This window comes from Nonomuraea insulae (assembly GCF_042656245.1).
Genome location: NZ_JBHSPA010000047.1, coordinates 155,042 through 166,956 on the forward strand (window position 1 = coordinate 155,042; position 11,915 = coordinate 166,956).

At 70.2% G+C, this 11,915-nt stretch carries 11 protein-coding genes and 1 pseudogene; 4 read left to right on the forward strand and 8 right to left on the reverse strand.

Features of this window, described 5'->3' with window-relative positions; genetic code table 11:
• Positions 1-11: 11 nt before the first annotated feature.
• Positions 12-1,352, reverse strand: coding sequence for an esterase/lipase family protein (locus tag ACFPZ3_RS37935; protein ID WP_379519165.1), 1,341 nt, complete (start codon positions 1,350-1,352; stop codon positions 12-14).
• Positions 1,353-1,590: 238 nt separating this feature from the next.
• Positions 1,591-3,579 carry a spermidine synthase gene (locus tag ACFPZ3_RS37940; protein WP_379519166.1) on the reverse strand — a complete coding sequence of 663 codons (1,989 nt, stop codon included), beginning with the start codon at positions 3,577-3,579 and terminating at the stop codon, positions 1,591-1,593.
• A 237-nt stretch (positions 3,580-3,816) separates the two neighbouring features.
• Here ACFPZ3_RS37940 and ACFPZ3_RS37945 point away from each other — a divergent pair, with 237 nt between their 5' ends.
• Complete coding sequence (locus ACFPZ3_RS37945; protein ID WP_379519167.1) at positions 3,817-5,199, forward strand: S8 family serine peptidase; 1,383 nt, start codon at positions 3,817-3,819, stop codon at positions 5,197-5,199.
• Here ACFPZ3_RS37945 and ACFPZ3_RS37950 read toward each other — a convergent pair.
• Positions 5,180-5,905 carry an ABC transporter permease gene (locus tag ACFPZ3_RS37950; RefSeq protein WP_379519168.1) on the reverse strand — a complete coding sequence of 242 codons (726 nt, stop codon included), beginning with the start codon at positions 5,903-5,905 and terminating at the stop codon, positions 5,180-5,182. The two genes, ACFPZ3_RS37945 and ACFPZ3_RS37950, sit on opposite strands and share 20 nt — an antisense overlap.
• Positions 5,905-6,177: pseudogene (locus ACFPZ3_RS37955) on the reverse strand (ABC transporter ATP-binding protein); the annotation flags it as partial. The pseudogene ACFPZ3_RS37955 and the gene ACFPZ3_RS37950, both read right to left, overlap by 1 nt.
• A gap of 10 nt (positions 6,178-6,187) precedes the next feature.
• Between ACFPZ3_RS37955 and ACFPZ3_RS37960 the strand changes: the two are divergent.
• On the forward strand, positions 6,188-6,610 hold the full coding sequence (locus ACFPZ3_RS37960; protein WP_379519169.1) for a hypothetical protein: 423 nt from the start codon (positions 6,188-6,190) through the stop codon (positions 6,608-6,610).
• On the opposite strand, the gene ACFPZ3_RS37965 is transcribed toward ACFPZ3_RS37960, so the two are convergent.
• Positions 6,530-6,847, reverse strand: a complete 318-nt coding sequence (locus ACFPZ3_RS37965) for a DUF4190 domain-containing protein (RefSeq protein ID WP_379519170.1) — start codon at positions 6,845-6,847, stop codon at positions 6,530-6,532. The genes ACFPZ3_RS37960 and ACFPZ3_RS37965 overlap by 81 nt on opposite strands.
• Before the next feature lie 114 nt (positions 6,848-6,961).
• On the opposite strand from ACFPZ3_RS37965, the gene ACFPZ3_RS37970 reads away from it, so the two are divergent.
• The gene (locus ACFPZ3_RS37970; RefSeq protein WP_379519171.1) at positions 6,962-7,789 is read left to right on the forward strand and encodes an ion transporter; all 828 of its coding nucleotides are present in this window, start codon (positions 6,962-6,964) and stop codon (positions 7,787-7,789) included.
• 68 nt (positions 7,790-7,857) lie between these two features.
• Here the strand turns inward: ACFPZ3_RS37970 and ACFPZ3_RS37975 are convergent, their stop codons facing one another.
• On the reverse strand, positions 7,858-9,066 hold the full coding sequence (locus ACFPZ3_RS37975) for a low temperature requirement protein A (RefSeq protein ID WP_379519172.1): 1,209 nt from the start codon (positions 9,064-9,066) through the stop codon (positions 7,858-7,860).
• A gap of 2 nt (positions 9,067-9,068) precedes the next feature.
• Entirely contained in the window at positions 9,069-9,683 is a 615-nt protein-coding gene (gene rpsD, locus ACFPZ3_RS37980; RefSeq protein ID WP_379519231.1) for a 30S ribosomal protein S4, read from the reverse strand.
• Positions 9,684-9,760: 77 nt separating this feature from the next.
• On the opposite strand from rpsD, the gene ACFPZ3_RS37985 reads away from it, so the two are divergent.
• Positions 9,761-10,462, forward strand: a complete 702-nt coding sequence (locus ACFPZ3_RS37985; protein WP_379519173.1) for a DUF2470 domain-containing protein — start codon at positions 9,761-9,763, stop codon at positions 10,460-10,462.
• Positions 10,463-10,637: 175 nt separating this feature from the next.
• Here the strand turns inward: ACFPZ3_RS37985 and ACFPZ3_RS37990 are convergent, their stop codons facing one another.
• Positions 10,638-11,846, reverse strand: coding sequence for an ROK family transcriptional regulator (locus tag ACFPZ3_RS37990; protein ID WP_379519174.1), 1,209 nt, complete (start codon positions 11,844-11,846; stop codon positions 10,638-10,640).
• Between the last annotated feature and the right edge of the window lie 69 nt (positions 11,847-11,915).

Sequence of the window (11,915 nt, forward strand, 5' to 3'; positions counted from 1 at the left end):
CCCCCCGGCGGTCACTTGCCGAGCTGCCCGAGGATCCATTCGGCCAGCGTGCCGGTCACCTGACCGTGCTCGGAGTTCTGGGAGTCGCACTGGAAGTCGTCGAGCTGGCTGTGCTCGGGCGACAGGGACGTGATGTCGGTGTAGAGGTCGACCGTCCACTCCACGGGGTCGTACTGGAGGGCGACGGCGCTCACCGACGGGACGAAGCAGGCCGAGCGGTACCGGGACGCGATGGGCGCGCCCAGCCCGTCGGCGACCATGCCGTAGGAGGGGAGCGTCCCGCCAGGTGCCCCGTCGAACGGCGCGACGTCGCTGGTGTAGCTCTTGCTGGCCCACATCGGCACCGCCCGCATGCCGCCGACGTGCCTGTTGGTGCCGCGATCCGGCTGGGTGCGGACGGTCGCGCCGACGAGGCCGCCCAGCGCGCTCCACTCGAACGCGGGCTCGTCGGGAGGCACGTTCCTGCCGGTGCCGTCGGCGGCCCCGTTGGAGACGCCGAGCTTGCGGGGCCGTACGGGGAACCAGCCGACGCGGCGCAGGTCCTCCAGGAACTCGGTGCGCAGCGGGCTGGCGGTCGCCACGGGACCGGAGTAGCGGCCGCTCTCGACCCACGCCCACAGGAGTTGCTGCGCGGCGGGGCTCCTGATCAGGTCGTCCTGGCCGGGGTCGGCCGGGGAGAGTCTCGCGGAGAAGTACGCGAGCTGCTGGAGTATCAGCGGGATCCAGGCGCCGTTGTGCGGCGCGTCGTAGGACAGGTACGTCATGGTCTGGTGGTCCTCGCGCCGGTTCTCCATCTCGGCCAGCGCGTAGCGGGTGACCAGCCCGCCCATGCTGAGGCCGCCGACGATGAGCGGCGCGTCGCCGCTCCGCTCGCTGATGGCGCGGCGGATGCAGGTGGCCGCCACCCCGGCGTTGGCCTGGATGTGGATGTGCCGGGCGCCGAAGCCGAGCAGGACGACGTCGATGCCCTGGGCGAGGAGCTGGTCCAGCAGACGGTGCTGGTGGGGCGGGTAGGGCGCGTTGAGGTGGCGCCACAGCCCGCGCATGTCGCTGGGGCCGTGGTTGAAGCCGTCGGCGAGGATCAGCGGCCTGACGAGACGGTCGTGGCCGGCGCCGTAGTAGACGGCGGCGGTTCCGGTGGCGGTGCGGCCCTGGTAGGGCCAGGCGGAGGTGAGGGTCCACTCCGCCTGCGGCACCCGCGTTTCCCCGGCGGGCGGTGGGGCCGGGGTCGCGAACAGCACTCCCTTCGGGAGCACCGCGGCGATCTGTTCGGCGCGACCGGTGGGCACCGGGTCGGACTCCTGCCGCAGGGCGAGCTCGACATCTATCCTTGCTGCCCCTTGTGTCGCCATGATTACACCTTTGCTCGTGGGTTTACCGGACGTCACCCCCGATGCTCGTACCTCCGTTTCGAGAAGATAAATTTCCCTTTCCACATTCAACGATCATCGCGATCAAGGCATGGCTGGTATCTCTACCTCACCTCGCGTTCTCCGACAAAGCAACCTTCACCGGAAACAATTCGCCTGACCATCGGTCAAGGCGTAACAGAAGGCATTTCGGAAATGACCGATGGCATTTCCGGCATGGTCACACCAGGGCGGAGTTCTTCCGCGGCAGCAGGAGCAGGGCGCCGAGGTAGAGCACGGCGGCCACGATGAGCAGGCCCTTGTAGCCGATCACCAGCGCCACGTATTCGAGACAGCCGCCGACCATGGCGCCCAGGAGGTTCGCGCCGAAGGAGGTGGTGGCGTCGGACGTCTCGGCGAAGCGTTTGGCGAAGACCACGTTCGCGGCGAAGATCGGCAGGAACGCCACCGTCACGGCCGTCACGGCGCGCAGCGGCAGCGGGAGTGACAGCAGCCATTCGTTCGGTACGAGCCAGGCCAGCAGCAGGCCCGCCATCAGCACGCCGTACATGACGGGCAGTGGCGGCACGCGGAAGCGGCGGGTCACCTCGACGGCGGCGAGCACCGCGACGAGCACGCCGGCGAAGACGATCGCGTTGACCACCCACGTGGTGCCGAACAGCAGCGCGAACCCGGTCACGCTCTTCGTCTCCAGCAGCATGAACGACACGCCCAGCAGGAACAGGTCCGCGTACGGGCGCATCCGCTGGTACGGCCCGGCCACGACGCGCACGGCGAGCAGGCTGACGATCAGGATCAGGCCGAGGGTGATGATGTAGATCGGCGGGATCGTGGCGTCCTTGAGGTAGAGGAAGGGCCGGTCGTCGCCGGCGGGCTGCGGGGTGCCGGCGGCGGCGCCCGGCCACTCGGTGGCGCAGCGCTGGTCGGCGACGGACAGGCCGGAGGTGATCACGGCCTGCTGGCCCGCGGTGCTGACCACGTCGACGCACGGTTTGTGGCCGAAGGCGTTCTGCATGGTCAGGGCCAGGCGGTCGACGAGCCAGCTCTCGCGGTAGTAGTTGTACATCGAGAACGTGCCGCCGGGCCTGAGGTGCTCACGGGCGGCCCGCATGGCCTCCTCGGTGAACAGGTAGCTCTCCAGGCGCAGCGAGCTGGCGCCGGAGACGAGGGTGAGCGAGTCGGGCAGGGCGAAGAGGATCAGGTCGTACTTGTTGTCGGTGCGCTCCAGGAAGGCGCGGCCGTCGGTGACGTGGGTGGTGACGCGCGGGTCGTCGTAGGGGTGGTCGGGGTGCACCGAGCCGCCGAGCTCGCGCAGCTTGGGGTCGATCTCGACGGCGTCCACGCGGTTGGCGCCCTTGGACAGCGCGATCGCCACGTCGGTGCCGCTGCCCGCGCCGACGATGAGCACGTCCTTGGGCGGCCTGGTGGTGCGGTCGTAGGGCAGGCCGTACTGCGCCTCCCACTGCAGGCGGGCGGCGGCGGGCACGGCCTGCTGGTGCGGGATGCCGTTGACCGCGATGTCGGTGACGGGGATGCCGAGCTGGACGAGCTGCTTGGTGGTGACCTTGTAGTACGGCGACCAGATCGCCCCCGCGGTGAGCGTCTCGGTCAGCAGCAGCCCCACCACGCCCAGGGCGGGCACGATGACCAGGCCGACGTACAACGTGCGGGGCTTGGGCATCAGCAGCAGGGCGTAGCAGATGGCCGCGATCAGCCCCCAGAAGACCGGCGGCGCGCTCAGGAACGACAGCGCCGTGAACGCCGCGATGCCGGTGAGGCTGCCGATCAGGTCGTAGCGGTAGGCCTCCAGGCGCGGCAGTTCGGGAAAGCATCGCCCGACGAGCTCGGCGGGCCCCATGAGGACCACCGCGGCGGCGGCGAAGATCACCGGCAGGATCGCCCAGGCGGGCGGGCCGCTGGTGGACAGGCTCGTCCAGTACAGGACGCCCTCGGTGTTCCTGTCCACGGTGACGGGAAAGGTCAGCACGACGATGACCAGCACGGCGAGCACGACGGGCGAGTAGTACGGCTGCCGCCGCGAACGCCCCACACGCAGGAACCCCAGCCCGATGCCGAGGAAAGACCCGAGCAGCACGAAATTGGTGAAATAGCTGAGATGGACGATGTTGGACCCGGTCCATCGGATCAGCGCCAGCTCAAGGAAGAGCATGAAGGCGCTGGCGAGGATGAGCCTCGGCCGCACCGCCATCCAGTGAGCCTTTTCTCCGTCGTCTACCGGCTTTTGCGCCTGGAGCGTCATGATCCCTCACCGTAGTGAACAGACCGAAAACAAGGAAGTCTGACGTCCCAGAACAAATGTCGTCCACTTCGCGACGATTGGGGTGTTCTCGCAGGTCAAAACCCCTGAGATCGCTGGACGCGCGGGAACGAATGAAGGAATGTTGTGAGGTTCGTTCCCTCCAAAATCGAACTTCGGTGGTGACCCATGCGGATCCTGATCCAGCTACGTCCCTCCCCCGATCTGGTGGCGGCGGTCGCGGACCCCGCCCAGACCGCCACCACGGCGGACGTCACCGACGGACTGCCGGGCGTGGAGCTCGACCCGGCGTTCGTGCCCGTGGCCCTGCCCAGGCCCGTGCCCACCGCCGGAGGGGATCCGCTCTCCCTCAACCAGCCGCTCGACTTCTCCCTGGCCGCGGAGGACGCCTCGGTGCTGGTGCGAGGCACGATCTCGGACGACGAGCTGGCCGCGAGGATCACGCTGCTGCCCGCGCTCAGGCCCGACGTGGTGGGGGTGTTCGCCGACCCGGTCATCGAGTCGACGCCGGGGCCGACCTGCGGGGGTGACCCGCCGGTCGGCGACTGGCACGACGTGGAGCGGCTGCTGAACGTGCCGGGGCTGCACGCCGAGGGGCTCGACGGCGACGGCGTGGCCGTGGCCGTGCTGGACACCGGGATCAACGCGGCCCACACGGCCAGGCAGCTCGGCAGGGGCGTCACGATCGACGCGGAGCGGTCCTGGAGCCCGTCGGGCGTGCGGGGCCGGCCGGGCGAGTTCGAGATCGACCACGGGACGATGTGCGCGTTCGACACGCTCATCGCCGCGTCGCAGGCCTCGCTGATCGACATCCCGGTGTTGCTGTCCACCCGGCCGGGCGGATCGGCGCTGGACGGGCTGCTGTCGGACGCGGTGGCGGCGTTCGCGCACCTGCGCACCGTGCTCGACGCCCAGCCGGACGCCTCCAGGGCGCTGGTGGTGAGCAACTCGTGGGGTTCGTTCTCGCCGGAGTGGGACTTTCCCGTGGGGCATCCTGGCAACTACTCCGACAACGCCGCGCATCCGTTCAACCTCATGGTGGCCGCGCTCGACAAGGCCGGTGCCGACGTGCTGTTCGCGGCCGGCAACTGCGGGCGCGACTGCCCGGACGGCCGCTGCGCCTACGCGAGCCGGCCCATCTCCGGCGCCAACTCGCATCCGAAGGCGCTGTCGGTGGGCGGCGTGGACGTCAACGGCGAGCGGGTGGGCTACTCCTCGCAGGGTCCAGGGCGGCTGACGGCCCGCAAGCCGGACCTCTGCGCGTACACGCACTTCTCGGGGTCCCGCGCGTTCGGCGCGCACGAGCCCGACACGGGCACCTCGGCGGCGGCGCCGGTGGCGGCCGGGCTCGTTGCGGCCATCCGCACCCGGTGGCCGGCGAGCACGTTGTCGCCGGCCCAGTTGCGGGCCTTGCTGCGGCGTACCGCGGAGGACCGCAGCGAGGTGGGGTTCGACTACGACTTCGGCTACGGGACCGTGGACCCGGCCGGGGTGATCGCGGCGCTCGGCCGGCGGGCCAAGGGCGCGAGCGTCAGGAGTGCTCCCGATTGAAGACACGAACCCCGATGGTGAGGCCGGCCACGGCGAAGAGCACGGTCACCGCCGTGCCCAGGCCCACGGCGCCGGTCAGGTAGTGGCCCTGGAAGAGGTCGCGCAGGGCCTCCAGGACATACCTGAACGGGCTGAGGTGTGAGATGGCGTCGAGCCAGCCCGGCGCCATCGACATCGGCAGGAACGAGCCCGTCAGCAGGGCCAGCGGCATCACCGCGGTGGACATCACCGGCGCGAAGAGGTGCTCGTTGATGGTCAGCGCCACCGCGTACGACAGCGCCGCCAGGCCGGCCCCGAGCACCATGACCAGCACGAACCCGGCCGCCAGCCCGGGCGCGGAGGCACGCAGGCCGAAGGCGAAGGCCACCGCGAGCAGCAGCACCGTCTGCACGACCAGCGTGACGACGTTGTTGAGCACCCGCCCGAGCAGCAGCGCCAGGCGGCTGGCCGGGGTGACGCGCATCCGCTCCAGCACGCCCGCGCGCTTGTCGAAGACCACGCCGAACCCGGCCATCCCCGTGCTCATCAGCCCGAGCTGGATGATCAGGCCGGGAACCAGCGTCTCCCACGTGCCGAACGTGGTGAAGATCGGCCCGAACAGCACCAGGAACAACAGCGGCTGGATCACGCCGTAGACGATGCCGGCCTTCTGCCGCAACGTGACGCCCACGCCGTGGCGGAACAGCACCCACGTGTCGCGCACCATCAGGCGTTCGCCCCCTCGCGCAACGACCTGCCGGTGATGTCGAGGAAGACGTCGTCGAGCGTGCGCCCGCCGGTCTTGAGCTCGGCCGGGGCGCCCTCGGCCACGATGCGGCCGTGGTCGATGATCAGGACCCGGTCGCAGAGCGCGTCGGCCTCGTCCAGGTAGTGGGTGGTCAGGAACACCGTCATGCCCTTGTCGGCGCGCAGCCCGCGGATGAGGTCCCACAGGCCGGCCCGGCTCCGCGGGTCCAGGCCCGTCGTCGGCTCGTCGAGGGCCGCCGACGTGTCGGTCAACACGGTCTTCAACTACTTCAGCACGAAGGAGGACCTGTTCGCCGGGATCGTCAACGGCAGCCAGGCGCTGCTGGCCAGGATGCGCCAGATCCAGGTCGAGCGGGAGCGCGGCCTGGCGCGGGCGCTGGCCGACGAGCTCGACGCCGACCCCGACGACCTCACGCCGGCGATGGCGGCGGCCTGCCTGCTCACCACCATGCGCATCCTGAGCGACCACGCCTTGGCCATGATGCGGGCGGGTGAGCCGTGGGAGCGGATCGAGCCGTTGTTGCGGGCACAGGCGGACTCGGCGTTCGACCTGCTGGAGGCCGGGCTGGGGAGCCTCGGCGCGCTAGTAGGAGTTGCTGGAGAAGGCGCCGCCGATGATGGCCAGGGCCAGGCCGAGAGCCACGAAGGCGAAGGTGAGGATTAGCACGACCGTGCCGATGATGCCGCAGATGCGCCCCGCCTGGATGTGGCCCCTGTTCTCGTAGACGTAGCCGCTCTCGTCGATCTCTCGCAGCGCCTTGGTGCCCATCGACCAGGCGAAGGGGGCGATGAAGCTGCAGACCACGAGGCCCAGGATGCCCAGCACCAGGACGGTGGTGCCGTTGGGGTGAGTCTGCGGCGGCGGGCCGTAGGGACCAGGTCCGTAATCGGGATAGGACATGGTCGATCCCCTTACGTCGACAGGCCAGGTGGGCTTTTATACCACAGTCTCCCTCTTGATCATGTTGCGTCATCATGGAGGGGCACACGAGCCACCCCTTAGGAGCCTGCCCCCGTGCGTGAACGCACCCGCGCCTTCCTTGCCCACCCGGTGTTCCAGCGGTTCGTCATCGGCGTCATCCTGGTCAACGCGGGCACCCTCGGCCTCGAGACCTTCCCGGCCGTCGTAGAGCGGTACGGCACCGTGCTCACCGTGATCGACCACATCGCGCTCTACATCTTCGCCGCCGAACTGATCGCCAAGCTCTACGTCGACCGCGCCGCCTTCTGGCGCGACCCGTGGAACCTCTTCGACACGGTGATCGTGGCCGTCGCCTTCGCCTCCACCACCGGCGGCCTGTCGGTGCTGCGCGCGCTGCGCATCCTGCGCGTGCTGCGACTGCTGTCCGTGGTGCCGAGCCTGCGGCGCGTGGTCTCGGCGCTGCTGCGCGCGATGCCGGGGATGAGCTCGATCGTGGTGCTGCTGTCGCTCGTCCTGTACGTGGCCGCCGTCATGGCCACCAAGCTCTACGGGCAGAGCGCGCCCAACCGCTTCGGCAGCCTGCCGACCTCGTTGTTCACCCTCTACCAGACGATGACGGGCGACGACTGGGGCAACATCGCCAGGGAGGTGATGGACCGGCATCCCACGGCGTGGATCTTCTTCACCATCTTCATCCTCGTGTGCACCTTCGTGGTGCTCAACCTGTTCCTCGCCGTCGTGGTGAGCGCCATGGACGAGGAGAGCGCCGAGGAGCGGGCCGCGATCGAGGACACCACGGCCCAGCAGTCGCAGCGGATCCTCGACGAACTGGTCGAACTACGCAAGGAGATCGCCGAACTGCGCGGGCAGGTCGGCGCGCAACCCCCCAAACAGGGACGGCGCCCCAGCCGCGCCCGCTGAAACACCCGTTCGGGCGCCCCAGCCAGGCTCGCTGAAGCGCGCCCGTTCGGGTACCTCGGCCGCGTCTGTCAGGCGGTCGCGGCGCTCTGGAGCGGGCCGCCGCGGCGCGGCCGGTAGGCCACCCGCCACAGGGCCACGAGCAGCAGCAGCGCGACCACGAGCCAGCCCGCCACGAGCCCGGACACCCCGGCCACGGCCAGCGGCGCGAGGACGGAGGGCACGGCCCAGCCCCAGATCCAGCGACGTTCGGCGCGCATGGCCAGGCCCAGGACCATGGAGGCGGCGAAGTAGACGGCCAGTCCGCCGCCCAGCACCCAGCCGACCCCGCCGTGCAGGTGCTCGGCCGGTTCGGTGGCGACCACGCCGAGCCCGGCCGCGGTCGCGGTGATGCCCGCCGTCATGGCGAAGTGCGCGGGCAGGGCCACGTACGCCTTCAGGCCGTGCTCGGTGGCCCCGGGGACGGCGCTCAGGCCGTACTGGAGGGTGAGCCACCAGAGGGAGACGATCAGCCCGAACCCGGCCAGCGCGGCGAGCGCGAGCTGCGGACCCCAGTCGTGGCCGGAGGAGGACATCACCACCTGCATGACCGCCTCGCCGAGCACGATGATCACGAACAGGCCGAGCCGCTCACCCAGGTGGGCCGGCTCGACCACGGCGGTGGTGAGCTCCCCGACCGGGCGGCGCGACCCTCCGGCGCGCCGCTGGCGTTCCTCCAGGCGGCGGGCCTGCTCCTGCATTTCCTCGATCATGCGCTCGGGCCTGCGGCTGCGGAGCACCGAGAAGATCAGGTCGAGGGCGACGCCGAGGCCCCACAGGATGTACCGCCACGGGGTGGCATCCACCCAGATGGAGGCGAACCACGGCACCAGCCCCGCGCCGAGCTGGGCCGCGGGCCAGGCCGTCATGATCGTGCCCGCGCGCTGCAGGCTGTGCGAGGCGCTGATCCTGGAGACGGTGTACGCGGCGATGAACCAGCCGTCGTGCGTGCCGCCCGTGGTCAGCTCGTGGGCGACGTCGGGCGCGGCGGCGGCCATCACCGCGATCCCGAACATGCCGATCAGCATGCTGCGGAGACGAGTGCGCTCGCCGCGGACGTTCGAGTAGAGCGTCAGCGTGGTCCACACACTCCAGACCGCGTAGTAGAGCAGCACGAAGAGCGCCACATCGGGCCACGTGGGGTGGGTCAGCCGGTGGGCTAACTGGGCCACCGCCACGACCACGACAAGATCGAAGAACAGTTCAAGCCAGCTCGCGTGGCGCTCTCCCGCTTCATTCACGGCTAACGAGAATAGAACTCCACGACGAGTTGCTCATCCACGGGGATCGCGATCTGCTCGCGTTCCGGGCGCTGCAGGAGGGTGAAGCGCAGGTCAGACAGCTCGACGGAGATGTACGGCGCCGTGCGCTCGTCGGCGTAGACGCCCTCGGAGGCCGCCACGAAGGGCTGCATCCTGCGGGAGCGTTCCCGTACGGAGATCACCTGTCCTGGCTTGACCAGGTAGCTGGGAATGTCCACCTTCTGGCCGTCCACGGCGATGTGCCCGTGATTGACGTACTGCCTGGCCGCGTAGATCGACGGGGCCAGGCCGGAGCGCAGCACGAGGGAGGCCAGGCGGGTCTCCAGCAGCGTGACCAGCTCGGTGCCCGAGGCCCCCGACTTGCGCACGGCGAGGTCCCAGTAGCGGCGGAGCTGGCGCTCGGAGACGTCGTAGTACCAGCGCAGCTTCTGCTTCTCCATCAGCCGCAGCCCGTAGTCGCCGGTGTTGCGGCGGTTGGTCTTGCGGCCGTGCTCGCCCGGCGGATAGGGGCGCTGTTCGAAGTAGCGGACGGCTTTCCTGGTCAGCGGGACGCCCGCGCGACGCGACAGTCGCACCTTCGGGCCGGTGTAGCGCACGTTCACCTCAATGTGATTAGGTAATCCTTACTTAGGCAAGGCTAACCTACACCATTATAAATCCCCAAGGAGGCGTCATGCTGCCGATCCCCGAACGGGTCCGCACCCTCGCCGCGACCGCCAACGTCGCCAAGCTCTCCGTGGACGGCGCCCCCTCACCCGCGCGCGGCGGGGTGGACGAGCGCGGGCGGCCCATCCTCCTGGTGCTGCCCGGCGAGACGCTGCACGGCCTGCGCGCCGACGCCGTCGTGGCGGTGAACCTCACATCGATGCGGCAACTGGGCACGGTCACGCATCCGCGCGGGCTCATCGAGGTGCAGGGGTGGGCCGAGGCCGTACCGGAGGCCGAGGCCCGCTCCGCCGCCGTCTCGGTGGCCTCGCACAGTGCGGACGAGAGCCTCTTCGAGGCGCTGGAACGGTTCGGGCGGCCGGACGCGCCCCGGTTGTTGCGGCTGGACGTGGGGCAGGTCGTGTACCTGACCGGGCAGGAGTCGGGGCTGCTCGACGCCGACGACTACCTGGGGGCGACGCCCGATCCCCTCGCCGATACGGCCGAACGGGTGCTCGCCCACGTCAACTCCTCACACCGGGCGCAGCTCGCGTCCGGGGTGGCCAAGCAGCTCGGCGAGTCCACCGGGGAGGTGTGGTTGTGGGAGCTGGATCGGTTCGGTGCGACCGTGCGGGTGGACGAGGCACTCGTACGGTTCCAGTGGCCGAACCCGGCGAACTCGGGGGTGTGCCTGGAGACGGCGCTGCGCGGCCTCCTCTGCTCCTGCTGACCGGGAGTGGAGCGAACCGATATCAGCCGGGGCCGCCATCGGCCTGGCGCTCGTCGGCTGCCTGAACAAGGCCTGGAAGCCGGCCATCAAGAGCTTCGCCCCGGTCGTGACCGGGCAGAGCGGCATCGGCGAAGCCTGGTGGGGCTTGGAGAACGACCACTGGGGGTGCGAGGCGTCAGCCCGCTTCGGTCACGCGTTCCCTGCGCAGGACCGTGAGCGTCATGGTCTCGTCCACGGCCTCCGGTGAGAGCACGTGGTCCAGCACCATCACGGCGCACCCGCTGATGCCCGCCCCCGCCCCCAGCCGGCTCGGCTCGATGCGCAGCCGGCGGGTGGCCAGGGCCGTGGAGCGGCGGTAGACGACCTCACGGATGCTGGACACCAGCGGGCCGAACGCCTCCGCGACGTCCCCGCCGAGCACCACCATCGACGGGTTGAGGATGTTGACCGCCCCGGCCAGCACCTCGCCGATGCGGCGGCCGGCCTCGCGGACGGTGGCCATCGTCTCGGCGTCTCCCGCGCGTACCAGCGTCGTCACGTCCGCGATCGTCTTGACGTCCTTGCCGCGCTCCCGCAGGTCCCGTAGCAGCGCGGTGCCGCTGGCCACGGAGTCGACGCAGTCGTAGTTGCCGCAGCGGCACAACACGCCGCCGCCGTCGAGCACGGGGATGTGCCCGATCTCACCGGCCGCTCCGAGCGCGCCACGCAGGATGCCGCCGCCGGCGATCACGCCCGCGCCGATGCGCGTCGAGATCTTCACGAACATCAGGTCGTCGAGCTCGGGGTAGGTGCCCCGGTGCTCGCCGATGGCCAGCACGTTCACGTCGTTGTCCACGAGCACGGGCACGGGGAAGCGCGCACGGATGATCGGCGGGATCACCACGCCGGTCCATGAGGCCATGACGCGGGCGCTCTCCGTACGGCCCTGCGCGAACTCGACCGTGGCCGGCACGCCCATCCCGACGCCCCTGATCATCGCCCGCGGCCGGTCGCCGAGCAGGTCGTCCCAGGTGTCCATGAGCAGCGGCAGCACGGTGTCGGGCCCCTGCTCCACGTCCATGGCGAACTCGCGCCCGGCCAGCTCGCGCCCGCCCAGGTCGCACACGGCCACCCTGGTACGGCTGGCGCCGAGCGCCGCGACCAGCACCACGCCGCCGGAGGCGTTGAACTCCAGCCGGACCGGCGGCCGCCCGCCCGTGGACGGGGCGTCGCTCCGCTCGACGACGAGGCCGCGTTCCAGCAGCTCACCGACGCGCAGCTGCACCGCGGGTCGCGACAGGCCGGTCACCCGGCCGAGGTCGGCCCGCGTCACGGCCTCACCGGTGCGGATGAGGCGGAGCACCTCGCCACTTGTGGCAAGCGCGGTAGCGGAACGTCGTGGCATCGGCTAAGTGAACCACATGGGGTTGTGTCATGAAAAGTCTCTACTTTTGTATCTCAGATGCCAAAACTA

Bases quoted from the DNA above. Each gene is read 5' to 3' on its own strand.
- ACFPZ3_RS37985 (WP_379519173.1), top strand. From the start codon at position 9,761: ATGCTGCCGATCCCCGAACGGGTCCGCACCCTCGCCGCGACCGCCAAC.
- ACFPZ3_RS37965 (WP_379519170.1), bottom strand. From the start codon at position 6,847: ATGTCCTATCCCGATTACGGACCTGGTCCCTACGGCCCGCCGCCGCAG.
- ACFPZ3_RS37950 (WP_379519168.1), bottom strand. From the start codon at position 5,905: ATGGTGCGCGACACGTGGGTGCTGTTCCGCCACGGCGTGGGCGTCACG.
- ACFPZ3_RS37945 (WP_379519167.1), top strand. From the start codon at position 3,817: ATGCGGATCCTGATCCAGCTACGTCCCTCCCCCGATCTGGTGGCGGCG.
- ACFPZ3_RS37990 (WP_379519174.1), bottom strand. From the start codon at position 11,846: ATGCCACGACGTTCCGCTACCGCGCTTGCCACAAGTGGCGAGGTGCTC.
- ACFPZ3_RS37935 (WP_379519165.1), bottom strand. From the start codon at position 1,352: ATGGCGACACAAGGGGCAGCAAGGATAGATGTCGAGCTCGCCCTGCGG.
- ACFPZ3_RS37940 (WP_379519166.1), bottom strand. From the start codon at position 3,579: ATGGCGGTGCGGCCGAGGCTCATCCTCGCCAGCGCCTTCATGCTCTTC.